The sequence below is a fragment of the Streptomyces aurantiogriseus genome, assembly GCF_014649375.1.
GTDB lineage: Bacteria > Actinomycetota > Actinomycetes > Streptomycetales > Streptomycetaceae > Streptomyces > Streptomyces aurantiogriseus.
On the sequence record NZ_BMSX01000014.1, the window covers coordinates 265,075 to 290,730 of the forward strand.

23 protein-coding genes and 1 pseudogene are annotated in these 25,656 nt (G+C 70.4%); 10 read left to right on the top strand and 14 right to left on the bottom strand.

The genetic code is table 11. The annotated features are described in order from the left end of the window. Window positions 1-30: 30 nt before the first annotated feature. The 8 genes from IE263_RS28325 to IE263_RS28360 all read right to left on the bottom strand — a co-directional run bounded on the left by IE263_RS28325 (window position 31) and on the right by IE263_RS28360 (window position 9,905). Complete coding sequence (locus IE263_RS28325; protein ID WP_189940645.1) at window positions 31-2,406, bottom strand: discoidin domain-containing protein; 2,376 nt, start codon at window positions 2,404-2,406, stop codon at window positions 31-33. Further along, window positions 2,403-3,608, bottom strand: coding sequence for a peptidyl-prolyl cis-trans isomerase (locus IE263_RS28330; RefSeq protein ID WP_189940646.1), 1,206 nt, complete (start codon window positions 3,606-3,608; stop codon window positions 2,403-2,405). Before IE263_RS28330 ends, IE263_RS28325 begins: the two co-directional genes overlap by 4 nt. Then, window positions 3,605-5,032, bottom strand: a complete 1,428-nt coding sequence (locus tag IE263_RS28335) for an alpha-L-fucosidase (protein ID WP_229911202.1) — start codon at window positions 5,030-5,032, stop codon at window positions 3,605-3,607. The genes IE263_RS28330 and IE263_RS28335 overlap by 4 nt, the downstream gene beginning before the upstream one ends. Further along, entirely contained in the window at window positions 5,029-5,217 is a 189-nt protein-coding gene (locus IE263_RS28340) for a DUF6903 family protein (RefSeq protein WP_189940647.1), read from the bottom strand. Before IE263_RS28340 ends, IE263_RS28335 begins: the two co-directional genes overlap by 4 nt. Before the next feature lie 48 nt (window positions 5,218-5,265). Continuing rightward, entirely contained in the window at window positions 5,266-6,174 is a 909-nt protein-coding gene (locus IE263_RS28345) for a carbohydrate ABC transporter permease (protein WP_229911203.1), read from the bottom strand. Window positions 6,175-6,185: 11 nt separating this feature from the next. Next, a complete protein-coding gene (locus IE263_RS28350; protein ID WP_229911204.1) occupies window positions 6,186-7,181 on the bottom strand; it encodes a carbohydrate ABC transporter permease in 996 nt (331 codons plus the stop codon). A gap of 124 nt (window positions 7,182-7,305) precedes the next feature. Further along, complete coding sequence (locus tag IE263_RS28355; protein WP_189940648.1) at window positions 7,306-8,628, bottom strand: carbohydrate ABC transporter substrate-binding protein; 1,323 nt, start codon at window positions 8,626-8,628, stop codon at window positions 7,306-7,308. Window positions 8,629-8,885: 257 nt separating this feature from the next. Beyond that, the gene (locus IE263_RS28360) at window positions 8,886-9,905 is read right to left on the bottom strand and encodes a LacI family DNA-binding transcriptional regulator (protein ID WP_189940649.1); all 1,020 of its coding nucleotides are present in this window, start codon (window positions 9,903-9,905) and stop codon (window positions 8,886-8,888) included. A gap of 107 nt (window positions 9,906-10,012) precedes the next feature. Here IE263_RS28360 and IE263_RS28365 point away from each other — a divergent pair, with 107 nt between their 5' ends. The 5 genes from IE263_RS28365 to IE263_RS28385 all read left to right on the top strand — a co-directional run bounded on the left by IE263_RS28365 (window position 10,013) and on the right by IE263_RS28385 (window position 15,567). Next, window positions 10,013-11,854 (top strand): glycoside hydrolase family 35 protein, encoded by a 1,842-nt coding sequence (locus IE263_RS28365; protein WP_189940650.1) that lies wholly within the window; start codon window positions 10,013-10,015, stop codon window positions 11,852-11,854. Window positions 11,855-11,944: 90 nt separating this feature from the next. Beyond that, window positions 11,945-12,592, top strand: coding sequence for a hypothetical protein (locus tag IE263_RS28370; RefSeq protein ID WP_189940651.1), 648 nt, complete (start codon window positions 11,945-11,947; stop codon window positions 12,590-12,592). Window positions 12,593-12,701: 109 nt separating this feature from the next. Beyond that, window positions 12,702-12,926 (top strand): ferredoxin, encoded by a 225-nt coding sequence (locus tag IE263_RS28375; RefSeq protein ID WP_189940681.1) that lies wholly within the window; start codon window positions 12,702-12,704, stop codon window positions 12,924-12,926. Continuing rightward, on the top strand, window positions 12,916-14,307 hold the full coding sequence (locus IE263_RS28380; RefSeq protein WP_189940652.1) for an NAD(P)/FAD-dependent oxidoreductase: 1,392 nt from the start codon (window positions 12,916-12,918) through the stop codon (window positions 14,305-14,307). Before IE263_RS28375 ends, IE263_RS28380 begins: the two co-directional genes overlap by 11 nt. A 24-nt stretch (window positions 14,308-14,331) precedes the next feature. Continuing rightward, window positions 14,332-15,567 (top strand): cytochrome P450, encoded by a 1,236-nt coding sequence (locus tag IE263_RS28385; RefSeq protein WP_189940653.1) that lies wholly within the window; start codon window positions 14,332-14,334, stop codon window positions 15,565-15,567. Window positions 15,568-15,609: 42 nt separating this feature from the next. On the opposite strand, the pseudogene IE263_RS28390 reads toward IE263_RS28385, so the two are convergent. Together IE263_RS28390 and IE263_RS28395 are read right to left on the bottom strand one after the other, a co-directional pair. Further along, window positions 15,610-15,840: pseudogene (locus IE263_RS28390) on the bottom strand (gamma-glutamyl-gamma-aminobutyrate hydrolase family protein); the annotation flags it as partial. 39 nt (window positions 15,841-15,879) lie between these two features. After that, complete coding sequence (locus IE263_RS28395) at window positions 15,880-16,467, bottom strand: rhodanese-like domain-containing protein (RefSeq protein ID WP_189940654.1); 588 nt, start codon at window positions 16,465-16,467, stop codon at window positions 15,880-15,882. Between the two features lie 79 nt (window positions 16,468-16,546). On the opposite strand from IE263_RS28395, the gene IE263_RS28400 reads away from it, so the two are divergent. Beyond that, on the top strand, window positions 16,547-16,834 hold the full coding sequence (locus tag IE263_RS28400) for a metal-sensitive transcriptional regulator (protein WP_189940655.1): 288 nt from the start codon (window positions 16,547-16,549) through the stop codon (window positions 16,832-16,834). 42 nt (window positions 16,835-16,876) lie between these two features. Here the strand turns inward: IE263_RS28400 and IE263_RS28405 are convergent, their stop codons facing one another. The 4 genes from IE263_RS28405 to IE263_RS28420 form a co-directional block, all read right to left on the bottom strand. Continuing rightward, window positions 16,877-17,623: a sulfite exporter TauE/SafE family protein gene (locus IE263_RS28405; RefSeq protein WP_189940656.1), complete on the bottom strand. Its 747-nt coding sequence runs from the start codon at window positions 17,621-17,623 to the stop codon at window positions 16,877-16,879. Then, window positions 17,620-18,021 carry a rhodanese-like domain-containing protein gene (locus IE263_RS28410; RefSeq protein ID WP_189940657.1) on the bottom strand — a complete coding sequence of 134 codons (402 nt, stop codon included), beginning with the start codon at window positions 18,019-18,021 and terminating at the stop codon, window positions 17,620-17,622. The genes IE263_RS28405 and IE263_RS28410 overlap by 4 nt, the downstream gene beginning before the upstream one ends. 50 nt (window positions 18,022-18,071) lie before the next feature. Then, a complete protein-coding gene (locus IE263_RS28415) occupies window positions 18,072-19,439 on the bottom strand; it encodes an MBL fold metallo-hydrolase (RefSeq protein ID WP_189940658.1) in 1,368 nt (455 codons plus the stop codon). 395 nt (window positions 19,440-19,834) lie between these two features. Continuing rightward, window positions 19,835-20,836: a LacI family DNA-binding transcriptional regulator gene (locus IE263_RS28420; protein WP_189940682.1), complete on the bottom strand. Its 1,002-nt coding sequence runs from the start codon at window positions 20,834-20,836 to the stop codon at window positions 19,835-19,837. Window positions 20,837-21,049: 213 nt separating this feature from the next. Here IE263_RS28420 and iolC point away from each other — a divergent pair, with 213 nt between their 5' ends. From iolC to iolD, 4 genes are read left to right on the top strand one after another with little or no spacing between them, the layout of a single operon-like run. After that, on the top strand, window positions 21,050-22,018 hold the full coding sequence (gene iolC, locus IE263_RS28425) for a 5-dehydro-2-deoxygluconokinase (protein WP_189940659.1): 969 nt from the start codon (window positions 21,050-21,052) through the stop codon (window positions 22,016-22,018). A 4-nt stretch (window positions 22,019-22,022) separates the two neighbouring features. After that, window positions 22,023-22,895, top strand: a complete 873-nt coding sequence (locus IE263_RS28430) for a Cgl0159 family (beta/alpha)8-fold protein (RefSeq protein WP_189940660.1) — start codon at window positions 22,023-22,025, stop codon at window positions 22,893-22,895. Beyond that, window positions 22,892-23,758 carry a 5-deoxy-glucuronate isomerase gene (gene iolB / locus IE263_RS28435; RefSeq protein WP_189940661.1) on the top strand — a complete coding sequence of 289 codons (867 nt, stop codon included), beginning with the start codon at window positions 22,892-22,894 and terminating at the stop codon, window positions 23,756-23,758. Before IE263_RS28430 ends, iolB begins: the two co-directional genes overlap by 4 nt. Beyond that, the gene (gene iolD / locus IE263_RS28440; protein WP_189940662.1) at window positions 23,755-25,638 is read left to right on the top strand and encodes a 3D-(3,5/4)-trihydroxycyclohexane-1,2-dione acylhydrolase (decyclizing); all 1,884 of its coding nucleotides are present in this window, start codon (window positions 23,755-23,757) and stop codon (window positions 25,636-25,638) included. Before iolB ends, iolD begins: the two co-directional genes overlap by 4 nt. Window positions 25,639-25,656 lie beyond the last annotated feature (18 nt).

Below are 25,656 nucleotides of genomic sequence, written 5' to 3' on the forward strand. Positions count from 1 at the left end.
CACCCGCCGGTGGTCGTCGCACGCTCCGGCCTACTGGCCGGTGCGGTAGACAGCGACCTCGGTCAGTGTCGGGGTGTACTGCTCCGTCGCGATCTGCCCGGTGAGCGCCACCCGGAGCCGGGTGGTCGTCACGCTGCCGAAGCCGGTCACGGTGAGGTCGTGCCCGATGCCGGTGTCACGGCTCGCGAAGGTCACCCACTGGCCGGTTCCCGCGTCCCACCGCTGCAGCTCGAAGGACTGCACCCGCGGGTTGGTGCCCGAGTCGGTGTACTCGTCCACATAGACCTCGTCGAAGGTGGTGCCCGCGCCGAAGTCGATGTCGAGCGTGATCGGGTAGGTCGCGTCATCGGCCGCGGCCCAGCGGGTCGTGAGGTCGCCGTCGGTCAGCCTGTCCGCGGTGAGCGTCCCGTTCGCCCCGGGGTGGGTCGAGCTCGCGGTGACGGGTTTGCCGAGCGCGAGGTCGACCCGGTTGTCCACCTCCTCCTCGATGGGGTCGTCGTCGACGGGGTCGGTGATCTGCTCGCCGATCCGGCTTTCCGCCATGCCGATGTCCGGTGCCTTGCCGTAGTAGATGTGCGTGCCGAGGAAGTCCTTCGTGCCCAGGTGGGGGTTGTACCGGCCGGCGTCGATCAGCGGGGAGTCATCGCGCAGCCGGAAGTGCGCCGCGGCCTTGCGGATCTTGTCCACGCCCGCCCCGGTGACGTACTTCGCCGGGTCGCCCACGAACTTCGGATTCTCCCGAGATCCCTTCGGGTCGGCCGGTTCCTGGGTGGAATGGGTTCCGCTTGCCTCGTAGTAGTCGTTGTTCGAGAACACGGCCTGCCGAAGCGCGCCGGTTCTGCGATACCACGGCGTCGAAGCCGTCTTCGAGGTGTTGTAGAAGATGTTGTTCAGGAAGTAGACCCTGCTCAGGAACGTCTCATCGTGGACGTAGTCGAGGTCCGCGCCGTCATAGACGAAGGTGTTGTTCGTGAAATACGTCGGCGAGTAGTTCGTCGACAGCATGTTCTTCACGAGCACGCCGTTGTCGTTGACGCTCAGGTTGTAGCGGGCGATCGAGTTGGAGGTGTTGCCCATGTAGGCCATCCAGCCCGCCGCGTTGTCGTGCGAGTAGTTGTACTGGTACGTGACGTTGAAGTTCGTGTACTCCAAATCCCACGGGGTGCCGTCGAACTCGTTGTTCGGGCCGTCGTAGACCTCGTTGAACTGCATGACCGAGTCGGCGCCGGCCCACAGGTAAAGCGCGCAGGACACCGCGTCGTAGCGCTTCAGATACCCGTTGACCTCGTTGTACTCGACCTTCATGTTCTTGGTGTTGGCGAGCTGGATCGCGCCCTGGCCTATGCTCTCGGCGTAGTTGTGGCCGATGTAGACGTCACGGCTGTACAGGTCGCGGGTGCGCACCCACAGCTGTTCCCAGCCCTCGTGCCACTTCCCGCTCTCGTCGTACTGGCCGGCTTCCGCGTACCGGTCGTAGAACCAGTTGAACGCGAACTGGATGGCGTGCAGTTCGACGTTCTCGAAGGTGTTGTCCTCGATCCGGACGTCCTTGAAGTAGTAGCCGCCGGTGCCGTATTCCTTGTAGCTCTTGCTGCCGAAGACCTGGAAGTCGACGGCGCCGTAGTGGATCTTCTGCCAGTAGCTCGGGCCGTCGATGTTGTGGACGTGTATGTCCGAGATGCGGAAGTGGTCCATGATGCTGTCGTCGCCGGGCTTCAGCAGGTCGGCGTTGATCGACACCATGATTCCGTCGCGGACGTAGGTCCCTTGGGTGATGTCGGCCGCGAAGTCGTCGTCGTTGGACAGCTCGACGTTGTTGATGTCCCAGTACTGCTGGTTGCGCAGCACGATGGCGCCGGTCAGGCCGACGGTGGCGGGATTCTTCGTGCCGTCCGCGTTGAAGGGGATCGGCACCTTCCCGTTCGTCGCGATGTACGGCCGGCCGGCGCCCGGGTCGCCGTAGGCCGAGATGGTGATCGGTTTGCCCGCGCTGCCCGAGCCCTTCGGCCACAGCTGCTCGTCCTGCCACTGCTCACCGGCCTTGAGCAGGATGCGGTCGCCGGGCGCGAACGTCGTCGCGTTCGCCTTGGCCAGGGTGCGCCACGCGGTCCTCGGCGAGGTGCCGGCCGCGTCGTCGTGACCCTGCGTGGCGTCGATGAAGTAGTCCTTGCCGCCGGTCCTGTTGGGTGTGTTGCCCGGCCAGGACGGCTTGGCGGCGGCGGGGGTGGAAGCGCGGTCCGGGACCGCCGCGGCGTGCGCGGCGGGAACGAGCGATCCGACGAGCAGCCCGGCGACCAGGGCGGTGAACAAGGCCCTGAGAGCCGCGCGGAGTGCCTGTGCCGAGAGCCGACGAGGCGTCGGCGCCGCCTCGTCGTCGGGGGGTGGCTCGGGGTCGAAGGGTCTCATTGCTGCACATCCTTTGCGTTGATGGCGTCCACCGCCGCGGTGTCGACATCGATGTCGCCGGCGTCGACCCGGCGCTGGAGGAACTGGGTGAACTTCTCGTCGACGAGCGACTGCCGGATCCGCTGGGAGTAGTCGGCGAACGCCTTGTCCTCGTCGACTTTCTTGCTGTCGAGCTCGTAGTAGGTGATCTGGCCGGTCTCCGTGACGGGTGCGGAGACCTGGCCCGGTGAGAGTTTCCCGAGCACCGTCATGAGTTCCTGGTCACGGGGGTTCAGCCCGGTCGAGCCGCTGCCGCCGTACGTACCGGTCGTGAGCTTGGCTCCGGGGTCCCCGGCGGCGACGGCCTTGAGGCGCCCGGCGGCGGTCACCCGCCGCTGCAGGCGCGCGGCGTAGTCCGCGGAAGCGCCGTCGGGCACCCGCACGACGAGCTGCGAGTACGTGTACGTGGTCGCGTTGGCGCTCCAGGAGTCCCGGTCGGCGTCGAACTCGCGCCGGACTTCGGCATCGGTGACGCGGAGGGGGTCGCCTGCGTTTGCGCTGAGGCGCTTCTTCAGGCTCGTGGTGAGCTCGGTGAGCCGGTGTGTGTAGTACTCCTCGGGGGAGAACTGCGCGACGCCGTAGACGGGCCGGCCCGCGGCGATGGCCTTGGCACGGGACTCGTTCTCCTCGGCCATCTCGGCGAGGAAGTCCGTGTGGGCCACGGAGTCGATGAGCCCCTGCTCCTTCGCGAGGACGAGTGTGGTCTTGTCCCGCCAGATCTCGTCGAGCGCCTCTGTTTCCAGCCGCTGCAGTGCGGTCTTGTCGCCGGCCTTCGCGTTCCAGTCGATGGCGCCCCGCAGGTGGTACTTGTTGCGCAGCTCGTTCTGCACGGTCGGGGCGAGCCGCCGCATGTGGAAGAGCAGCTCGTCGCGGGTCACGGGGTGCCCGTCGAGGGAGGCGACCTCGTCCTCGCCGGTGCGGTGGCTGAGCATCGTCACTGTGGTGACCACCAGCGCGGCGAGGGCGATGCACACGCCGGTGAACAGGGCGACGGCCCGGCGCGAGGGCCGACGGGAGGTGCCCGGCTTGCGGGAGGTACTCGGCCTGCGCGACGCGCTTGGCCTGCCCGGCTTGCGGGAGGTGCTCGGCCTGTGCGAAGAGCCCGGCTTGCGTGAGGTGCTCTGGTTGCGCGAGGTGCCCTGTCTGGGCAAGGTGCTCTTCATGAGGCCGCCCCTATCGCGGCCACCCGGGCGACGACGGGCGTGTCCCGGGCCTCGGTCACCTCGGCCAGTACGGTGTCGACCTCGGCCGGCGGAAACGTCAGGATGCGCTGGTAGCCCACCGCGTTCGCCTCGGCGAGCGTCGTCCACCGGCCGTCCCGGCGGCCCCGGACGACGACATGCTCGATGCGCTGCCCCTGCGTGATGTCCTCACCCAGAACGACCGCCTCGACCGGGCGGGGCCCGGCGAAGGCGAGTGTCACGGCGGGCAGGGGGTCCGTGTCGTCCGGCCGCCACGGCGTGCGCCCTCTGCCGGGCCACGCGGTCGCGATATCGCCCGGGGTACCGGACGAGACCGTCGCGGTCGCCTCGATCCGCCGCGCCCGGAAGTCCTCGATGCGCCGCCCGAGCCGATCGAGGACCGCCACGTCGATGTCGCGCATACGCCCGTCCCGGGCCGGCGGGACGTTGAGCAGGAAGCAGGAGTTGCCGCCGACGGCCCGCAGGTAGACGGTGAACAGCTCGTCCACGGAGCGGATCGCGGCGTCCTCGGCCGGATGGTGGAACCACCCGGGACGGATCGAGGTGTTGACCTCGGCCGGGTACCAGACCAGGTCGTCCTCGTGCCCGGCGAGCGCGACGCGGCTGCCGAGGTCGCGGTCGTCGCTGCGCACGAGCCGGGCGAACGCGCCGTCGTCCGCCTTCTGCGAGCGGTCCGCGGTCCGCTCGGCGTCCTGCAGGGCGCGCGGGACCACGCTCCACTCGTCGGGGCGGGTGTCCCCGGCCTCGTTGCCGCACCAGCGGACGTCGGGCCCGCACACGCTGATGACCGCGTCCGGCTGCAACTCCCGGACCACCGCGTAGTAACGGTCCCAGTCGTAGACCTGGACCTTGCCGTTCGGGCCCTCGCCGTTCGCGCCGTCCAGCCAGACCGAGAACACCGGCCCGTACCGGGTGAGCAGTTCGGTGAGCTGGGCGACGTAGAAGTCGTCGTACGCGGTCCCGGAGCCGTAGGACGCCTCGGTGCGGTCCCAGGGGGAGAGGTAGATCCCGAACCGCAGGCCGTGCCGGCGGGCCGCGTCGGCGACCTCCGCGACCACGTCGCCCTTGCCGCCTCGCCACGGCGACGAGGCGACCGAGTGGGTCGTGACGTCGCTCGGCCACAGACAGAAGCCGTCGTGGTGCTTGCAGGTGAGGATCACGCCGGTCGTCCCGGCGCTCTTGAGTGCCGTGACCCACTGGTCGGCGTCGAGCCCGGCCGGGTCGAAGGCGGCCGGGTCGTCGTGTCCCTCGCCCCACTCCCGGTCCGTCATCGTGTTCATGCCGAAGTGGACGAAGCCGTAGAACTCCATGGCCTGCCAGGAGAGTTGGCGCTCACTCGGCCGGACCGCGGCCAGCGCCCGTCCGTGTGCCTCGGCCGTGGTCACCGGAACCGCCGGTTGTACGAGGCGAGCAGGGCCAGCAGCCCGGCCAGCGCGGCGAGCATGACCAGGAGGTTTTCCCACCCGACCGTCGTGCGCGCGAGGACGACGAGCGTGAGGCAGGCCGCCGCGACGAGCATGCGGGCGGTGACGAGCAGCGCCGTACGTGTCGATTCCTTCATGACGGGCATGAACGGTTTTCCTTCCAATGACTGACTGCTGATGCCGCGAAGGGTCGGTCAGCCCTTCACTCCGCCGGATGCCATGCCCTCGATGAGCCGGCGCTGGATGAGCGCGTAGACGAGGAGGACGGGCACGATGACGATGACCATGCCGGCGTAGAGGCGTCCGTAGTCGGCCGCCCCCTTCTGCGCGGTGAACAGGTTGAGCAGGCCCACCTGCAGCGTCTTGTTGTCGCCGGGGAGCAGGGTGAGCGAGATGATGAAGTCGTTCCAGTAGGCCAGGAAGTCGAACAGGATGACGGTGGTGACCGCCGGACGCGCCATCGGGAGCATGATCGTGGTCATGATCCGGAGGCGGGACGCTCCGTCCAGGGCGGCGGCCTCCTCGTACTCGACCGGTATCGACCGGAAGTACGCGGTGAGCAGATAGATGGTGAACGGGATCGACGTGGCGGCGTAGACGAGTGACAGGATCGCGGGGTTGTCGATGAAGAACCCGCCGGGAAAGACGTCGACGAGCGCGCGGTCCCAGTCGACGAGCATGAGGAAGATCGGCACGACGATGTAGTTGACGTTGACGAAGAGCCCGCCCAGGAGCGCGAGTTCCACGAGGCCGCGACCGCGGAACTCGTACCGGGCGATGACGTAGGCCGCCGGCACGGAGACCGCCAGGACGAGCACCAGCCCGAGCGCCGTGACGAGCACCGAGGTCAGGAAGTACTGACCCATGTGCGCGTCGACGAACGCGTCGATGTAGTTCTCGAGGTGCAGGCCCTCAGGCAGCGTCCAGGGGCTGCCGAAGAACTCGCTCTTCTGTTTGAGCGAGGCGAGCAGCACCCAGGCGACCGGTACCGCGATGGCGAGCGCCAGGGCGACGACGAGGGCGTGGGTGAGCGCACGGCCCGTCCCCGGCCGGGTGGGGCGTGGGCGGTCGGTGCGCGGGCGGGACGAACTGATCAGGGTCATGGTGTCTGTCCTCAGAACTGGAGAGGCTCGCGCCGCGTCGCCCGGCTCACCAGGAGCGACACGAGGAACGAGAACGCGAAGACGACGACACCGATGGCCATGCCGTAGCCGTACGACGAGTTCGTGTACGCCTGCTTGTACATGTAGTTCAGCAGGACGTCGGAGGAGCCGTCGGGCCCGCCGCCGGTCATCGCGCGGACCAGGACGAAGCTGAGGTTGACGGCGCTCATGACGAAGAACGTCAGCGTGGTGCGCAGGCTCTGCCAGATGAGCGGCAGCGTGATGGCGAAGAACTGCCGGGTGGCGGAGGCCCCGTCGAGCGCGCTCGCCTCGTAGAGCTCCTCCGGGATGCTCGCCATGCCCGCCATGTAGAGGACCATGTAGTAGCCCAGCGACTGCCAGACCATCGCGATCGCGACGGAGTAGAGCACGATCCTCTGGTTGCCGAGCCAGACCTGTTGCAGGCCGTCGAGGGAGAGCAGCCGGAGCGTGCCGTTGAGCAGACCGTTCTTCTGGTCGTACACGGCGGAGAAGATCGCCGCGATCACGACGACCGAGAGCACGTTCGGGATGTAGAGGACGAACCGGTACAGGTTCCGCCCGCGCAGCCGTTGCCGCGTCATGATCGCGGCGAGGAACAGGCCCATGCTCATCGTCACGACGGTCACCACGACCAGGAGCGCGACCGTGTTCTGGAACGCGCGCACGAACTGCTCGTCGTCGAGGAGACGGCGGAAGTTGTCGAGCCCCACGAAGCGCTTGTCGGGAGAGAACCCGCCCCACGTGTAGAGGGACGTCCGGAACACGTTCACGGTGGGGATCACCATGAACACCGCGAAGAGCACCAGCGCGGGAAGCAGACAGGCGAGCACGAACCCGGTGTTGCCGCGCCGGCGGGCCGGGGCCGCCCGGGCGCCACGCCGGGAACTCCCTGCGGACGGCGCCTTCCCGCCCGTTTCGGATGTGCGGTTCGTCGAGCCTGGAGAGGGGGTGGAGAGGGTCGTCACCGTGCCGGTCCTTGGGTCGTCCGCATACGAAGCAGTCCTGGGTGAGTGGAGAGCGTCTCCCGGGCCTTCCGGGTCGGACAGGCGCCGGCGGCGGTCCGGGCCGGCCGGGCCGCCGCCGGGCGCGTCAGTCGCCCGCCTGGCGCAGCTTCTCGCTGGCGTCGTTCAGCGCGGCCTGCCACTTGTCCTCGGTGGTGTCGCCGCTGATGATGCTGTTGGCCGTGTCGAAGAGCGTGGCCTTGATGTCGACGCCCGCGACGGGCGCGGTGCTCGCGAACCCGCCGACGAGCGCGGCGACCGACGGGTCCTCGTACACCTTGTAGAACTCGGCGTTCTCCCCGGACAGGCTGCTCGCGATGCCCTCGATCGGCTGGATCGCGTTCGACTGGGCGAAGGTCTTCGCCGCCTCGTCGGAGTACAGGTAGGCGATGAAGTCCTTCGCCGCGTCCTTGTGTTCGGCGGCGCTGGGGACCCAGGCCGACTCGACCGACGTGGTGATGTAGCGCTTGCCGCCCGCGGTGACCGCCGGCAGCGGTGTCAGACCCCACTTGAAGCCCTTCGCGCGGGGAGCATCCGCCATCTCGCCCACGATCCAGGTTCCGTTCGGCATGAACAGCGCCTTGTTGTCGAGGATCAGCTGCTGGTTCTTGGTGAAGTCCTGCTCGTTGGCGTATCCGACGGTGGCCGGCGCGGCGTAGCCCAGCAGCTTGGTGGTGATGTCGAGCGCCTTCCGGGCGTTCGCCGTCTTCCAGACGTCCTGCTTGTACGTCATGACGTCTTCGTAGAACTGCTCCCCGCCGATGTCGGCGAGGAGCGCGAAGAAGAACGAGTCGAGGTACCCGGCGGTCGGGTAGGTGAACAGCGGTATGCCCTGCTTCTCGGCCGTGTCTCCGAGCGCGAACATCTCGTCCCAGGTGCCCGGGACCTTCCAGCCCTTCTGCTCGAACAGGCCCTGGTTGTAGAAGAGTCCGGTCGGGGCGTAGTACATCGGCATGAGGTACGTCTTGTCCGTACCGTAGGGGTTGGTGTTGAGGTTGCCGACGATGCCCTTGGTGAGCTTGTCCCCGACGGTCTTGTTCTCGCCGGGGATCTTCGCCTGGAGCACCGGTGTGAGGTCCTCGAGGGCCTTGTCCTTGATGAGGGTCTCGGTGAGGGCGGCCTTACGGCCCTGGCCGAGCACCACGACGTCCGGGTACCGTCCCGCCTTCATGTTCGGCGTGATCTCGTCTTCGATGCTCTTCGAGATCTGCAACTGGACATCGATGTCGGGGTGCGAGGCCTCGTACTGCTTGATGACCTGCGTGTACATGTCCCGGCCGTAGCCGCCTTCGAGGGCGGCGACCTTGAGGGTCGTCTTGCCGGAGTCCGAGCCACTCCCGCCGGACGAACAGCCGGCGAGCAGTCCGAGCACCGTGACCGCGGCGCCCGTGAGGACGAGCGATCTCCTCATCTGGGGTCCTTCCCGTGGACTGTTGCCCACCTGACTGCGAGCGGTAGAACAGGTCCGGGGCCGGCCCGTCGCAGGCCACGCCGCCGTGACGCCGCGCCACCGTGCCCGAGAGCCGGACCACATGGCGATCCGGAGTTGTTACGGTGGCACCGATAACATGCAGCCTTACGGTGGCACCGATCCGCATGAGGGCGCAAGGGGCCCACGAGAGGCATTTCGACGGACGGCCGGCGCTCCGCTCCGCGCCGGCGCTGTGCTCAGCGGGAGCGCGGCGGGGCGGTGGAGGCGCGTACCGACAGGGACGCGGCGGCGACGGATTCGTCGACGTCGGCATCGTCGCCCTGCAGCAGCAGGGCGACGGCCGCCGCGCCGTAGCGGTAGAAGTCCTGCCGGACCGTCGTCAGCGGCGGGGAGCAGTAGGCCGCCAGGGCGATGTCGTCGACGCTCACGATGGACACGTCGTCGGGCACCGACCGGCCGCGCTCCTGCAGGGCGCGGATCACACCGAAGGCCATCTCGTCGCTGGCGACGAAGACCGCGGTCACCTCCGGGATCATCGCGATGATCTGCCCCTGCCGGTATCCCGAGTCGGGCGACCAGTCGCCCTCGAGGAGCGGCGGGGCCTCGACGCCGGCCGCCGCCAGGCACTCCTGCCAGCCCTGTCGCCGCCGGCGCGCCTCGATCCACTCGTCCGGCCCGGACAGGTGCCAGACCTGGCGGTGCCCCAGGTCGAGCAGGTGCTGCGTGGCGACACGGCCCGCCTCCTGCTGGTCGATCCCGAGCACCCGGGCGCCCGCCGTCCGTGAGCCGTCGAGGGTGACGGTCGGGATGTCGCGGGTGATGTCCTCCATCTTCGGCGTCACGGAGATGAGCGGCACGGCGATGACGAAGCCGTCGACTCCCTGGTCGGCGAGCTTGGACAGGGCTCGCTCCATCAGGCCGGTGTCGAGCGCGGCGATGGTCGCGATGTTCACCGCGTACCCGGCCTCACCGGCGGCCGCCTCGACACCGGCGGTCACCGCCGAGCGCGAGTAGTACCCGCCGGACGCCAGCAGCACGAGCCCGATGGTGTGGCTGCGCCCGGAGGAGAGCGCCCTGGCGGCGCTGTTGAACCGGTAGCCGACCTGTTCCACGGCCACCAGCACGCGCCTCTTGGTCTCGGGGTTGACGTTGGGCGAGCCGCGCAGCGCACGCGAGACGGTCTGCGCCGACACCCCGGCGGTCCGCGCCACGTCGGCCATACTCGGCTGCCTCGTCCTCGCGGTGCCCTCGGTCATGGTGCTCCCCTTCCGCGGTCGGCCCGCGGCGTCGTCCCTCATACCCCGTCTTCTCTCAGATCCTAGCGTTCTTGTTAGCCATAGCATCGATAACATAGGCTCGTCCCGTGACTGAGCCGAGCACGACACACATCTCTGCGGCCCACACCACGACCGACGCGGCGGCCGGCATCGCCGCCGGCGCGCTCACCTGGCACGGGGGCCGCCTGTACCGGCACGGCCTCCCCCATCGCATCCTGTCCGGGGCACTGCACTACTTCCGCGTCCACCCCGACCTCTGGCGTGACCGTGTCCGCCGGCTCGCCGACCTCGGGCTCAACACGGTCGACACGTATGTCGCCTGGAACTTCCACCAGCCCCACGAGGGCGAGGAGCCACGCTTCGACGGCTGGCGCGACGTCGAACGGTTCATCCGCACGGTGGGCGAGGAGGGCCTCGACGTCATCGTCCGGCCCGGCCCGTACATCTGCGCGGAGTGGTCCAACGGCGGCCTGCCGAGCTGGCTCACCGGCCGGGACGTCGCGGTCCGCAGCTCGGATCCGGCGTTCACCTCCGCCGTCGGCCGCTGGTTCGACGAACTGGTCCCGCGCGTCGCCGCGCTCCAGGCGTCCGAGGGCGGGCCGGTCGTGGCGGTGCAGGTGGAGAACGAGTTCGGCAGTTTCGGCGACGACCAGGCCTACCTGCGCTGGAATCGCCAGGCCCTGACCACGCGGGGCATCCGCGAGCTGCTGTTCACCGCCGACGGACCCACCGAGCTCATGCTGGACGGCGGCACCCTGCCCGGGACCCTGACGGCCGTCACCCTGGGCTCCAGGCCCGACGCCGCCCGGCAGCTCCTCACCACGCGGCGACCGGACGAACCGTTCGTGGTCGCCGAGTTCTGGAACGGCTGGTTCGACCACTGGGGCAAGCGGCACCACGTCCGCGGCGTGGACAGCGCGGTGGGCACTCTCCGCGGCATCATCGCCGACGGCGGCAGCGTGAGCATCTACATGGCACACGGCGGCACCAACTTCGGGCTGTGGGCGGGTGCCAACGACCACGAGGGCCGGCTCGAGCCCGTCGTGACAAGCTACGACTCCGACGCGCCGATCGCGGAGGACGGCAGCCTCACCGCCAAGTTCTTCGCCGTACGTGAGGCGCTCGGCGCGCGTGGCCCCCTCCGGTCGCCCGCACGGATGCCGACGCTCCCTCCGGCACGCCTCCCGCTCGTCCACCGCGCCGACCTGCTCGCCGGCCTCCGCGCCGTACCCGCCCCGGCCTCGACCGCCCCGCGCCCCGCCTCGTTCGAGGATCTCGGGCTGGACGCGGGCATGGTCCTGCACACCGCGCACCCCCGCATCCCGGCAGGCGAGCACCGTCTCGTGCTCACCGACGTACGCGACCGGGCACTGGTCCTCGTCGACGGCAGCCTGCTGGGCATCGCCGATCCCGACTCCCCGGAACTCCCCGTGCACGGGACGGGCGACGTCGTACGGCTGGAGGTCCTGGTCGAGAACCTCGGCCGGGTGAACTACGGGCCGGGCATCGGCCGGCACAAGGGCCTGCTCGGCCCCGTCCTCGTCGACCGGCGCATCGTGCAGGGCTGGGACAGCACGCCGGTCGCGCTGCAGGAGTGGTCCTCCACGGAGCTGGCGGGCGCGGTCGCGGCCGGTCCCGCGACCACGCCCGCCGGGTTCGCCGTCGCGACGTTCGAGGTCGACGCCCCCGCGGACACCTTCCTCGCACTGCCCGGATCGAGCCGTGGCCTCGTCTGGGTCAACGGCTTCCTGCTCGGCCGCTACTGGGAGATCGGCCCGCAGGTCACGCTCTACTGCCCGGCGCCGCTGCTGCGTGTCGGCGAGAACACCGTGACGGTCCTCGAGCTGGAACGGCTCGGCGCAACCCTGGAGTTGCGGGAGCGCCCCGAGCTGGGACCGCCGGAGGAGTACGTCGAGGAGTTCGGCTGACGACGTCCGCATGAAGGCGGCCCCCGGTGGCGCGAGGTCCCGGATTGCTGCTGTCTGTAGGAAAGAAGTGCGGACAGAAAGCGAGGGGCCATGGGGCAGAAGCACGAGCGCCTCGGGACACCCCGGGCCGCCGGGATCGCCGGGGTCGTCTTCGCGATCCTGCTGGCCGCGGCGATCGTCCTGGTGCGCATCGCCCTGCCCGAGGGGGTCGGCGGTGACGACATCGCCGTCGATGCCGGGCAGCGGAGCGCCGTGCAGACGGCGCTGGCGCTGATCCCGTTCGCCGGGATCGCCTTCCTGTGGTTCATGGGAGCCCTGCGCGAGCAGTCCGGTGCGGGCGAGGACCGGTTCGTGTCCACCGTGTTCCTGGGCAGCGGGCTGGTCTTCGTCGCCACGCTGTTCGCCAGTGCCGCGGCGGCAGCGACCGTGCTGGACGAGAGTCAGCAGCAGTCGCCGTTCGGCCGCCACTTCGCCTACGCCCTGCTGACCACGTACGCGATGCGCATGGCGGCGGTGTTCATCTTCACGACCTCGGCCATCGGCCGCCGGCTCGGCGCCCTGCCTCGTCCGCTCATCGTCCTCGGCTACCTCGCGGGACTGACGCTGCTGGTGGTGGGAGCGGACGTGCCCTGGTCCGAGCTGGTCTTCCCGGCCTGGGCGCTGATCGTCAGCCTGCACATCCTGCGGGGCCGGCGTCCCTCCGACGCACGGCCCGCCGCCCCGGCCGCCCCGGCCTGATCCGGCGACAGCGCTCACTCCAACGGTCTCCTCCTCGTCGCCGCATCCACTCCGGCCGCGGAGGATGGTCGCAGGGGGCCACGGGCCATAGGAGAGGACCGATCCCTTGGTGAGGCTTGTCGTCGACCTGAACCGCTGTCAGGGATACGCGCAGTGCGCGTTCCTCGCCCCCGACGTCTTCGCCATGCACGGCGAAGAGGGGCTGCTGTACACCCCGGAGGCCGACGAGGCGCAGCGCGAGAAACTGGCACAGGCCGCCGCGGCCTGCCCCGTCCAGGCCATCCTCGTCGACGCGGTGGACCCGCCGGCCGAGGCGGTGTCCGGTGAACGGTGACGCATCCCTGGAACAGTTGAGGCGCGAGGGCCGTGTCGTCATCGTCGGCGCCTCGCTGGCGGGCCTGCGGGCTGCGGAGACCCTGCGCGAGAAGGGCTTCGCCGGATCCCTGACCATGATCGGCGACGAGCCCTACGAGCCGTACGACCGGCCCCCACTGTCCAAGCAGGTGCTGCTGGGCATGGCCGGAGCCGACCGCACCGCGCTGCCCAGGCGCCGTGCCCTCGACGCGACGTGGCGGCTCGGGGTCCCGGCCACCGGCCTGGACATGGCCGCCGGACGGGTGCGGCTGGCCGACGGCGACGAGGTTCCGTACGACCGGCTGCTGATCGCCACCGGCGTGCGGGCGCGGCCCTGGCCGCACGCGGCGGAGGCGGAGCTCGACGGCGTCTTCGTCCTGCGGACCCGCGACGACGGCGCCGCGCTCGCGCGGCGGCTCGCCGAGCGCCCCAAGCGGGTCCTCGTCATCGGCGCCGGGTTCACCGGCTCGGAGATCGCCTCCGCCTGCCGCGAACGCGGCCTTGCCGTCACCGTCGCCGAGCGCGCCGCGGCGCCCCTGGTCGGCGCACTCGGCGGGGTGGTCGGCGCGGTCGCCGCCGAGCTCCAGCGCGAGCACGGTGTGGACCTGCGGTGCGGGGTCATGGTGACCGCTCTGGAGGGCGACGCCACGGGACGGGTGCGTGCCGCGCATCTGTCCGACGGCTCCAGTGTCGAGACAGACGTGGTGATCGTCTCGCTCGGCGCCACCCGCAACACCGAGTGGCTCGCCGGGTCCGGACTCGGGGCCGGGCCCCGCGGCATCGCCTGCGACGCCGGCTGCCGCGCCTTCGACATCCGCGGCATCGTGACCGACGACATCTATGTCGCCGGCGATGTCGCCCGCTCCCCGCACGCCTTGTTCGGCTACCAGTTCCTGTCCCTGGAGCACTGGGGGAACGCCGTCTCCCAGGCCGAGACCGCGGCGCACAACATGCTCAGCGCGAGCTCCGACCGCCTCCCCCACCTGTGGATGCCGGCCTTCTGGTCCTCGCAGTTCGGCGTGAACATCAAGTCGGTCGGTGTGCCGACGCTGGGGACGGAGATCGTCGTCTCGCAGGGCTCACTCGCGGATCGCCGGTTCGTCGGCGTCTACGGGTACCAGGGGCGCGTCATCGGCGCGGTCGCCTTCGACCACGCCCGGTGGCTGCCCTTCTACCAGGAGCTGATCGAGACCACCGTGCCGTTCCCTCCGCCGTTCCCCACGGTCGACCGGCGCCCGGAGGGCCGGCGGCCGGTGGACGCGGACTTCCCCGACCCGTCGGTCCCCACCCACGGCCCGACCGTGACCCTCAGCGGATATTCGCCGGCCGACCGCCGGATGACGTTCACGCCCGCGCACTGACCCGCACGGCCTCGAGGACCCGCCATGACGCAATCCCTGCTGCACCAGATCCTGGACTACGCCAACCGCGCCGACCCGTACCCGATCTACGAAGAGCTGCGGAAGACGCCGGTCCACCACGAGGAGGACGGGCCGTACGTCGTCGGCACCTACTACGAGATCCGCAGCCTCCTGCACGACCCCCGCATCAGCTCCGACGCCCGCAACCTGGCCTCGACCGCCCGCGACCCGCTGGCCGAGTCGGCCCAGGAGGGGAGCGCCCTGCCGCCGAGCTTCCTGCGGCTCGACCCGCCGGAGCACGACCGGTTGCGACGCATGACGAACCGGCCTTTCGGCCCGCCGCACTCCCCCCACCGGGTCGACGGGATGCGCGGCGAGCTCCGCGACATCGTCGCCGGCCTCATCGACGGCATCGGTGACCCGGGCCGGATCGACCTGGTGGAGGAGTTCTCGTACCCCTTCCCGGTGACGGTGATCTGCCGGCTGCTCGGCGTGCCCCGCGAGGACGAGGCCCGTTTTCACACCTGGGCGGACACCATCGCCGCGAGCCTGGACCCCGATCCGGACGCGGATCCCACCGAGCGGGGCAAGGAGTCGCACGAGGCCCGTATGCAGCTGGGCATGTACCTGGCCGGCCTGATCGAGGAGCGCCGCAAGAAGCCGGGCGACGACATGCTCTCCGAGCTGGCGACGGCCAAGGGCCCGGACGGCGCGATGACCACGATGGAACTGCTCAGCACCGCGGCGCTGCTGCTGATCGCGGGGCACGAGACCACCGTCAACCTCGTCACCAACGGCATGCTGACGCTGCTGCGCAACCCCGACGTCCTGCAGCGGCTGCGCGCCGATCCACGGCTCGCCGTGCCCGTCGTCGAGGAACTGCTGCGGTTCGAACCGCCGGTGCAGCTGGTGCCGCAGCGCACCCCGCTCGCCGACATCGAGATCCACGGCGTCACCATCCCGAAGGGCGCCTCCCTGTGGCTCGTTCTGGCGTCCGGCAACCGCGACCCCCAGCGCTTCGAGAACCCGGACCGTTTCGACCCGGACCGCCGCGACATCCAGCACCTCGGCCTGGGCAGCGGCATCCACAGCTGCTTCGGCGCGCCGCTGGCCCGGCTCGAAGCCCAACTCGCCCTGGCGGAACTGGCCCGCAGACTGGAGAACCCACGCCTGCTGGAGGACCCACCCCCGTACCGGCAGAACGCCGTACTGCGCGGACCGCGGCATCTGCCGATCGCCTGCGACGGGATCCGTCCCTGAGGCGGCACCCCGAACACGGTCATGGTGGGGTCGGTCCCCGTCGCGGGCCGCTCGTGCCAGGGCGTCGAAGAGGCCCTGCTGGGCGGGATCCTCGTGGGCGGTGTCCTCGGGGTGCCACGGGACGGCCGTGAACCACCCCGAGGTGCCGGGGAGTTCGAGTCCCTCCACGGTGCCGTCGGCGGCGCGCCCGGTGACCACGAGTCCCGCGCCGGGACGGTCCACGCGCTGGTGGTGGTAGCAGGAGGCGTCCGCCTTCTCCGCGCCGGTGGCCTGCGAGGTGGCGGCGAGGGCGGGCCGTGGGGCAAGGACTGGTCAGCGGCTGCGCAGGGCGGCCAGCGCGGCGTCCAGGTCTGCCTCACGGGGGCGGTTGTGCGGCAGTTTGCCGAGCAGGGCGGCCATGCCGCAGGTGTTCGTGAGGGCGGAGAAGACGAGGCCGCCGGCGATCCCCGCCGAGAGGATCTGGAAGCCGGGATGGACGAGCAGGCCGAGAGCCAGGCCGATCACCACCAGCGCACCGGCGGTGAAGCGCACCTGGCGCTCCATGCTCCAGGTCGCGCGGGTGTCGCGGGCCGGGGGCCGGTGCAGGTCGTGGCCTGCCGTGGCCCAGGCGCCGGTGCCGCCTGCGAGTGTGGCCGCGGGAACGCCCTGCCCGGCCAGGAGCTCGCAGGCTTTCTCGGAGCGGGCGCCTGAGGCGCAGACGACGAGGATGTCGCGGCGCTCGGCGGCGTCGCGCAGCTCCGGCAGCGCGCGCCGGAGTTGGTCGAGGGGGATGTTGAGAGCGCCGGGCAGGTGGCCCGAGGCGTATTCGCCGGGTGTGCGCACGTCGATGACGGTGAGCTCGTGCAGCCGGGTACGGGCCCGGTCGATGCCGAGGGTGACGGGGGTGAGGGGAGCAGTCATGAGTGAGGATCCTTGGTGGTCGACGACGTCCCCGACCGGGACGTACAGTACCCCGAGGGGTATCGATCGAGGAGTGATCTTGGAACTGGAGCTCGGGGGCGCGGATCTGAAGGCGGTGCTGAACCGGCTGCGCCGCGCGCAGGGGCAGATCTCCGGGGTCATCCGGATGATCGAGGAGGGCCGCGACTGCGAGGAGGTCGTGACGCAGCTCGCCGCCGCCTCGCGCGCACTCGACCGGGCAGGTTTCGCGATCATCGCCACTGGTATGCAGCAGTGCCTGACCGACATCGAGTCCGGCCGGAAGAACGGCGAGGACGCCCAGCAGATGCGTGCCCGTCTGGAGAAGCTCTTCCTGTCGCTGGCCTGAGGCACGGGCCCCGCACGCGGGGCCCCGGGGGATCGACGCGCATCACACCAGCGCACCCATCAGCATGCACGTGGCCACCGCCAGGAGCACCAGCGCGAAGACACGCTGCAGCACCTGCCCGGAGACCTTCGCAGCCAGGCGTCTGCCGTCCCACGCGCCGAGGGCCGCCGCACCGGCGAATGGAGCGATGACCGCCCAGTCGAGGCCCTCGAGGGTGCCGGTGCGCAGCGCGAGCGCGGCCAGTGAGTTGACGGTGATGACCAGCAGACTGGTACCCACCGCCGCCCGCATCCGCAGGTCCAGCACGCCCACCAGCGTCGGCACGGCGAGGAAACCGCCGCCGACACCAAGGACACCGGTGACCGCGCCGAGCCCGGCACCGGCCGCCGCCGCCCCGCCGGTCCGCACGCGCCCGGTTGCCTCCGACGGCCGGCGCGAACGCAGCATGCGCACCGCGGCGACGCCCGCCACCACGGCGAAGGCGCCGGTCAGCACGGACTCCGGCAGCCGCCCGGCGACTGCGCCGCCCAGCATCGCCGGACCGATGCCCGCCGCCGCGAACAGCAGTCCCGTACGCCAGCGGACCTGTCCCTCGCGCGCGTGTCCGGACAGCGCGGTGGCCGACGTGACCACCACGATGACCAGGCTCGCGGTGCCGGCGGCGGCCGGGGTGAAGCCGAGCAGATAGATCAGGGCGGGCACCGCGAGGACACTGCCGCCGCCCCCGAGCGCCCCCAGGGCCAGGCCGATGACCGCTCCGGAGGCCAGGGCGAGTATCAGCGCGCTCACGCGATCGTGCCGTCCCGGCCCTGCTGGTCCACCACCGGCAGACCGGCCCGCAGCCATTCCTCCATGCCGCCGATGACGTCCACGGCCGCGACGCCCCGGCCGACCAGCAACTCGGCGGCCTGCCGGGAGCGGTTGCCGGAGCGGCAGATGACGATCAGCGGACGGCCCCGCGCCTCGGCAGGCAGCGGTGCTCCCGCCTCCAGGGCGGACAACGGGACGTGGATCGCCCGCGGGGCATGGCCCGCCTGCCACTCGTACGGTTCACGGACATCCAGCAGCATCGCCTCGTCACCGGCGCGACGTCCGCTGCCCTGCGGCCCGCCAGCCCGGTCCTGGCCGGTCTGCTCGGCCGCCTCCCGTACGGTGACCCGGCCGGGACCACGGTGGAACAGGTTCATCGGCGCTCCTCTCTCCCTTCGGACGCCCGGTCCGGCGTACCGATGCGTGGTCACACGGTCCGGACGGTGAGTCCGGCCTTCCCGGCGGCGTCGAAAGCGTCGTCCACCGCGACGACGTCACGGCCCGCCGCGTCCAGCAGGGAGGCCGCGATGGCGGCGCGCATGCCGCCCGCACAGTGCACCCACACCTCGCCCTCGGGGATCTCACCGAGCCGCCGGTGCAGGGTGTGAACCGGGATGTGGACCGAGCCGTCGACGAAGCCCCCGGCTCGTTCGGACTCCCGCCGGACATCCAGGACGACGACCCCCTCGCCGGGGTGCCGCGCCGCGAGGTCGGCGAACGTCGCCCGTGGGAAGGCAGCCGGCGTCTCGCCCTCGCGCACCCAGGCCGATGGATCTCCGGTGGCCGCGGCGGCCGGGCGGTCGATGCCGACCCGGACCAGTTCCCGCTGGGCGGCGGCCAGTTGCCCGGCGGACTCGGCGAGCAGCGTCACGGGTTTGCCCCACGGGATCAACCAGGCCAGATACGTGGCGAGTTGCCCGTCGGCCTCGAAGTTGAACGAGCCGGAGACATGCCCGCCGGCGAAGGCCACGCGGTTGCGCAGATCGACCACCCACTCCCCCGCGGCCAGCCGGGCGGCGATCTCCTCGGCGTCGGCCACCGCGGGTGGGGTGAGGTCGACCGGCGCGGGACCGGCGGCGTTGACCGGCCCCATGTGCGCGTAATAGGCGGGGATGTCGTCCAGACCGGCCAGCAGATCGGCGACGAAGGTGTCCACGTCCCGGGTGAGTGCCTCGTTCGCCGCCTTCTCCCTGCCGATGGTGGTGCCGCTGCCCCCGGCCTGACTGGAGGAGCAGAAGCTGCCGAAGCCATGCGTGGGCAGCACCGCTGTGCCGTCCGGGAGTTCGGCGGCCAACCGGTGCGCGGAGGCGTGCTGCGCGCGGGCGAGTTCCTCGGTCAGGCGCGGTTCGACGAGGTCCGGGCGGCCCACTGTGCCGATGAGCAGCGAGCCGCCGGTGAACACCGCGACCGACGTGCCGTTCTGCTCCAGCACATACGCGGTGTGGTGCGGGGTGTGACCTGGCGTCGCCAGGGAACGCAGGACGAGGCCGGCTGCCGCGTCGACAGCCGTCCTGTCCCCGTCATGCACCGGTGTCCGCTCGAAGGACACATGGGCCCCGGCAGGCACGAGGTAGGCGGCGCCGGTGAGGCGGGCCAGCTCCAGACCGCCGCTGACGTAGTCGTTGTGGACGTGCGTCTCGACGACGTGCGATATCCGCACGCCCCTTCGGACCGCTGCCTCGATCATCCGGTCCACGTCACGCAGCGGGTCGACCGCCACGGCCGTCCGCTCACCGCCCGCCAGATAGCTCCGGTTGCCGAGCCCAGCCACCTCGATGGTGTCGACGAAGAACACGCGGGCACTCCCTTCCAGCGAAGAATTACCCCCCGGGGTATACAGCAGACCCTAACACGGCACACGAGTACCCCCGGGGGTATTGCTCAAGCAGACGACGGCACGATGGCAGATGACGGCACGACGGCAGATGACGGCACGACGGCAGACGATTACCAGGACGTGAGCGGCTGCAGGATTCGCCGGATCGCCCAGCCCTCATCAGAGAGCAGGCGCCTTCTGCGTGCCTGGCCACACATGCGTGGCCCAGGCGCGGAACTCGGCCCACCGGCCGTGGACGTACATCTCGTCAGGCAGAGACCACGCGCCTCAGACCTGGCTACCACGCGCCTCAGACCTGGCTACCACGCGCCTCAGACCTGGGCCACCACAGCGGCTCAGACCTGAGCTACGGCTCAGACCTGGGGCTCGGGAGCCGGCCCGCTGGTCCCCCTGACCACCAGCTTCGGGTCCAGCACGGCCTCGCGCGGTTCCACGTCCTCGCCCTCCAGCCGCTCCACGGCGAAGCGCACCGCATGCTCCGCCATGAGGACCGCGTCCTGGCGCACCGTGGTCAGACCGAGCGGCATGAGGTGCGACAGATGACTGTCGTCGTACCCTACGACCGACACATCACCGGGGATGTCGACCCCCGCCCGCGTCAGTGACATCAACAGCCCCCACGCACACCGGTCGTTGCCCGCGAGGACCGCGGTCGGCAGGGGCTTGCCGCGGTCGCGCTCCGCCAGCAGCGATTCGCCCGTCTCGATACCCGACAGCTCCGTGTGGTCACCGGGAATGACCCGCACCTCGGACTCCAGCCCGTGGCGGCGCATCGCGGCCCGGTAGGCACGCCGCCGCTCGGCCGACCCCGGGCCACGGCCGCCGTCGATGTGCACGATCCGACGGTGCCCCAGCTCGACCAGGTGGTCCATGGCCTGTCGCACCCCCTTGGCCTCGGCCGAGTGCACGAAGTCGACGTGGGCGTGGGGCACTCGGCGACTCACCGACACGGTGACCGTGCGGCGCCCGAGCTCGTCGAGATAAGCAGCCTCCGCGTCGGGGCCGAGCAGGATCACCGCCTCGCACCGGTGGCCGAGGAGCGCCTCGATCGCCTTGGCCTCCTCGCGGCTGTGCGTGGCCGCGGACAGCAGGACGTCGTAGCCGAGCCGTTCGGCCTCGGGGTAGATGCCCGCGATGAGGTCGGAGTGGAAGGTCTGGTGGACGGTGAACATCACGCCGAGCGTGCGACTGCGCCCCCGCGCGAGCAGCCGGGCCGCGTTGTCGGGGTGGTAGCCGATCTCGTCGGCGACACGCAGGACGCGTTCGCGGGTCTCCTGGCTGGCCCCCGGCTTGCCGCGGAAAATGATCGATACGAGCGCCCTGGACACGCCCGCCTTCGCGGCGACATCCGCCATCGTGGGCCGCTGCTTGGCCGACGCATCCACCTGTGAACCCACCTTTCGACGCGCCCCACCTTAGGGCCAGTCGCGAAATCTCCCGGCAACAAGCTATTGACATGACATTTGGACAGGGCTCATCGTACTTGCCTAGAGCGCGCTAGTAGAGCGCGACAGCAGAAAACTCCCCCGAGAACTCCCCGGTGTCTCCGGAGCGAAGGGAAACCAGCGATGCCGTTCGAAGTGTTGACCATGGGCCGTGTCGGGGTGGATGTGTATCCGCTCCAGACCGGCGTGGGGCTGGCCGAGGTCACGTCGTTCGGCAAGTACCTGGGTGGCAGTCCGACGAACGTGGCCGTGGCCGCCGCCCGCTACGGCCGCTCGTCGGCTGTGATCACCAAGACGGGCCGGGATCCGTTCGGGGACTTCGTGCGGTCGGCTCTGGAGGGGTACGGGGTCGACAGCCGTTTCGTCGGGACGTCGGGCATCGCGCCGACGCCGGTGACGTTCTGCGAGATCTTCCCGCCGGACGATTTCCCGTTGTACTTCTACCGGCTGCCGAAGGCTCCCGACCTGGACATCAGCCCCGAGGAGCTCGACCTCGCGGCCGTGCACGACGCGCGGATCTTCTGGATCACCGGGACGGGGCTGAGTGAGGAGCCGAGCCGTTCGGCCACCCTCGCCGCCCTCGCGCACCGGGCGAAGGCGGGAACGACCGTCTTCGACCTCGACTGGCGGCCGATGTTCTGGACCGACCCGGGCCGGGCGCGGGCGTACTACGCCGAGGCGCTGCGGCATACGACGGTCGCGGTGGGCAATCTCGACGAGTGCGAGGTGGCCACCGGTGAGCGTGAGCCGTACGCGGCCGCGAAGGCGCTGATCGACGCCGGGGTCGAGCTGGCGGTGGTGAAGCAGGGCCCCAAGGGTGTGCTGGCGATGGACCGGGACGGCTCGGCGGTTGAGATCGCGCCGGTTGCGGTGGACGTCGTCAACGGTCTTGGCGCCGGTGACGCCTTCGGTGGTGCGCTGTGTCACGGGTTGCTGTCCGGGTGGGACACCCGTCGCACGGTGGCCTTCGCCAATGCCGCCGGCGCCATCGTCGCGGGCCGCCTGTCCTGCTCCGACGCGATGCCCACCGAGGCCGAGGTCGACACCAAGCTCCGCGAGGCCGCCCTCGCCTCCACCGACCGAAAGGCGTGACGACGTGCTGTCCGACAATGTGAGCCGGATCGTGTCCGCCCGGGTGGGCGATCCTGGCGCGATCGCGGCCGCCGCCGCACGCCGCATCAAGGCCACCTCGCTGATCGGCGAGCACGGCAAGGCGATGATCATTGCTGCTGACCATCCCGCCCGCGGCGCCAACGGCGTCGGCGGCGACCCCAACGCCATGGCCGACCGCGCCCGACTGCTGGACCGCCTGTGCATCGCACTCGAACGGCCGGGCGTCACCGGGGTGCTGGCCACCGCCGACATCCTCGAGGACCTGCTCCTGCTCGGCGTCTTGGACGGCAAGAGCGTCTTCGGTTCCATGAACCGGGCGGGGCTGGCGGGGTCGGTGTTCGAGATCGACGACCGGTTCACCGGCTATGACGCCGAGACGATCGCCGCGATGGGCTTCGACGGCGGCAAGATGCTCACCCGTATCGCGCTGGACGACCCGGCGACCCCCTCCGTTCTGAAGAACACCGCTCGAGCGGTCGACGAGCTGAATGACCGTCAGCTCATCGCCATGGTCGAGCCGTTCATCTCGGTATGGCAGGACGGCAGGATCCGCAACGACCTCTCCACCGACGCCGTGGTCAAGTCGATCACGATCGCTTCGGGCCTGGGCCGCCGCACTGCCTACACCTGGCTGAAGCTGCCGGTCGTGGAGGACATGGAGCGGGTGCTGGCCTCCTCGACGCTCCCGGCTCTGCTGCTGGGTGGCGAGGTCAAGGATGCCGACGCGGCTTTCGCGTCCTGGGGCAAGGCGCTCAAGCAGCCCACCGCGCAGGGGCTGGTCGTGGGCCGCTCGCTGCTCTACCCCTCCAACGGTGATGTCGCCGGTGCGGTGGACAAGGCGGTGAGCCTGCTGTGAGCAACAAGTACCACCTGCCCAAGGGGACTTCGGCCGACGGGCCGTACGACCTCCTGGTCACGCCCGAGTCGGCGGGCTGGGGATACTCCGGCCTCAGGATCCTGACCCTGAGGCCGGGCGAGACGCACACCTTGCCCACCGGGGACTGCGAGTTCCTGGTCCTGCCGCTGACGGGCTCCTGCACCGTCACCACGGACGGCAAGACCTTCGAACTCGAAGGCCGGACGGGTGTGTTTGCCTCGGTCACCGACTTCGCGTACCTCCCCCGCGAGTCGGAGGCCCAGATCAGCAGCGCGCAGGGAGGTCTGTTCGCGCTGCCCTCCGCCCGTACCGAGCGGGGCGGTCTGCCCGCTCGGTACGGGCGCAAGGAGGACGTACCCGTGGAGCTGCGCGGTGCGGGTGCGTGTTCGCGGCAGGTCAACAACTACTGCCTGCCGGGCACGTTCGAGGCCGAGCAGCTGCTGGTGTGCGAGGTGCTCACCCCGGGCGGCAACTGGTCGTCGTACCCGCCGCACAAGCACGACGAGGCCCGCCCCGGGGTGGAGTCGGAGCTGGAGGAGATCTACTACTTCCAGGTCGCGGGCGAGGGCGGCTTCGGCTACCAGCGCGTGTATGGCACTCCCGAGCGACCGATCGATGTGCTCGCCGAGGTCCGCTCCGGTGACACCGTGCTGATCCCGCACGGCTGGCACGGCCCTTCGATCGCCGCGCCCGGCTACGACCTGTACTACCTCAACGTCATGGCCGGCCCCGGCCAGGACCGCGCCTGGCTGATCTGCGACGACCCCGCCCACGGCTGGGTCCGCGACACCTGGACGTCCCAGGACATCGACGACCGGCTTCCCTTCGGAGAGAACCGATGAACACCGTACGACTGACCACCGCGCAGGCCCTGGTGCGCTTCCTGGCCAGCCAGTACAGCGAGCGTGACGGGCAGGAGCAGCGGCTGATCCCCGGTGTGTGGGGCATCTTCGGGCACGGCAACGTGGCCGGCATCGGGCAGGCCCTTCTCCAGGCGGCGGTGACTCAAGAGGCCGATCTCCCGTATTACCTGGCCCGTAACGAGCAGGGCATGGTGCACGCCTCGGTCGCCTACGCCAAGATGCGTGACCGGCTGGCCACCTTCGCCTGCACGGCGTCGACCGGCCCCGGCTCGACCAACATGATCACGGGGGCGGCGCTGGCCACCACCAACCGGCTGCCGGTGCTGCTGCTGCCGTCCGACATGTTCGCCACCCGCGTCGCCGACCCGGTGCTGCAGCAGCTGGAGGACACCCGCGGCGGCGACGTCACCGTCAACGACGCCTTCCGCGCCGTATCGAAGTACTTCGACCGCATCTCGCGTCCCGAGCAGCTCATCCCGGCGGCGCTGGCGGCGATGCGGGTGCTGACCGACCCGGTCGAGACCGGCGCCGTCACCCTCGCCCTGCCACAGGACGTGCAGGCCGAGGCCTACGACTGGCCGGTCGCGTTCTTCCGCCGCCGGGTGTGGCACGTGGGCCGCCCGGTCCCGGAACCCAGCGCCGTCGAGCGGGCCGCACGCCTGCTGCGCAACGCCCGCAGGCCGCTGATCGTGGCGGGCGGCGGTGCGGTGTACTCCGGTGCCGAGACCGCCCTGCGTGCCTTCGCCGAAGGCACCGGTATCCCGGTCGCCGACACCCACGCCGGCAAGGGCGCGGTGCCCTGGGACCACCCCTGCGCGGTCGGCGGCATCGGATCGACCGGCTCCCACGCGGCGAACGAGCTGGCGAAGGAAGCGGACGTCGTCCTGGGCATCGGCACCCGCTACAGCGACTTCACAACCGCCAGCCACACCGTGTTCGGCAACCCGGACGTCACCTTCGTCAACCTCAACGTGGCCCGTCTGGACGCCGTCAAGCACTCCGCGGAGCCGCTGGTGGCCGACGCCCGGCTCGGCATCCAGGCCCTCGCAGGCGCACTGAAGGACTGGGAGGTCGAGCCGGAGTACCGGGCTCGTACCCGCGAGCTGATCGCCCGCACAAGGGAGATCGAGGAGGAGTGCTTCGCTCCCGACCGCAACACCGGCGCCCTGCCCGCCCAGACGCAGATCCTGGGCGCGCTCAACGACGTCCTCGACGACCGCGCCGTCGTCATCAACGCGGCCGGTTCCATGCCCGGTGACCTGCAGCAGCTGTGGCGGGCGCGGGATCCGAAGGCCTACCACGTCGAGTACGCCTACTCCTGCATGGGCTACGAGGTCGCCGCCGGCGTCGGCGCCAAGATGGCCGACCCCACCCGCGATGTCGTCGTCCTGGTCGGCGACGGCTCGTATCTGATGATGGCCCAGGAGATCGTCACCATGGTCTCCGAAGGACTCAAGGTCATCATCGTCCTGGTCCAGAACCACGGCTTCGCCTCCATCGGCGCCCTGTCGGAGTCGCTGGGCTCGCAAAGGTTCGGTACCAAGTACCGCTACCGCGATGAGGATTCGGGCCAGCTGGACGGCGACGTCCTGCCCGTCGACCTCGCCGCGAACGCCTCCTCCCTGGGCGCGGACGTCCTGCACGCTGCCTCCGTCGAGGAGTTCCGCACGGCGATGGAGAAGGCCAAAGCCGCCTCCCGCACCACCGTCGTCCACGTCGAGACCGACCTCTACGGCCCCAACCCGCCCGGCCACGGCTGGTGGGACGTCCCCGTCAGCCAGACCTCCGCACTCGACACCACCCGCACCGCATACGACACCTACGCCACCCACAAGCGCGCTCAGCGGCACTACCTGTAAGTCCCGTCCCCGCAAAGG

Excerpts from the sequence above, each read along its gene's own strand:
- IE263_RS28325 (WP_189940645.1), bottom strand. The coding sequence starts at position 2,406 with ATGAGACCCTTCGACCCCGAGCCACCCCCCGACGACGAGGCGGCGCCG.
- IE263_RS28330 (WP_189940646.1), bottom strand. The coding sequence starts at position 3,608 with ATGAAGAGCACCTTGCCCAGACAGGGCACCTCGCGCAACCAGAGCACC.
- IE263_RS28340 (WP_189940647.1), bottom strand. The coding sequence starts at position 5,217 with ATGCCCGTCATGAAGGAATCGACACGTACGGCGCTGCTCGTCACCGCC.
- IE263_RS28345 (WP_229911203.1), bottom strand. The coding sequence starts at position 6,174 with ATGACCCTGATCAGTTCGTCCCGCCCGCGCACCGACCGCCCACGCCCC.
- IE263_RS28355 (WP_189940648.1), bottom strand. The coding sequence starts at position 8,628 with ATGAGGAGATCGCTCGTCCTCACGGGCGCCGCGGTCACGGTGCTCGGA.
- IE263_RS28360 (WP_189940649.1), bottom strand. The coding sequence starts at position 9,905 with ATGACCGAGGGCACCGCGAGGACGAGGCAGCCGAGTATGGCCGACGTG.
- IE263_RS28370 (WP_189940651.1), top strand. The coding sequence starts at position 11,945 with ATGGGGCAGAAGCACGAGCGCCTCGGGACACCCCGGGCCGCCGGGATC.
- IE263_RS28385 (WP_189940653.1), top strand. The coding sequence starts at position 14,332 with ATGACGCAATCCCTGCTGCACCAGATCCTGGACTACGCCAACCGCGCC.
- IE263_RS28395 (WP_189940654.1), bottom strand. The coding sequence starts at position 16,467 with ATGACTGCTCCCCTCACCCCCGTCACCCTCGGCATCGACCGGGCCCGT.
- IE263_RS28410 (WP_189940657.1), bottom strand. The coding sequence starts at position 18,021 with ATGAACCTGTTCCACCGTGGTCCCGGCCGGGTCACCGTACGGGAGGCG.
- IE263_RS28420 (WP_189940682.1), bottom strand. The coding sequence starts at position 20,836 with ATGGCGGATGTCGCCGCGAAGGCGGGCGTGTCCAGGGCGCTCGTATCG.
- iolC (WP_189940659.1), top strand. The coding sequence starts at position 21,050 with ATGCCGTTCGAAGTGTTGACCATGGGCCGTGTCGGGGTGGATGTGTAT.
- iolD (WP_189940662.1), top strand. The coding sequence starts at position 23,755 with ATGAACACCGTACGACTGACCACCGCGCAGGCCCTGGTGCGCTTCCTG.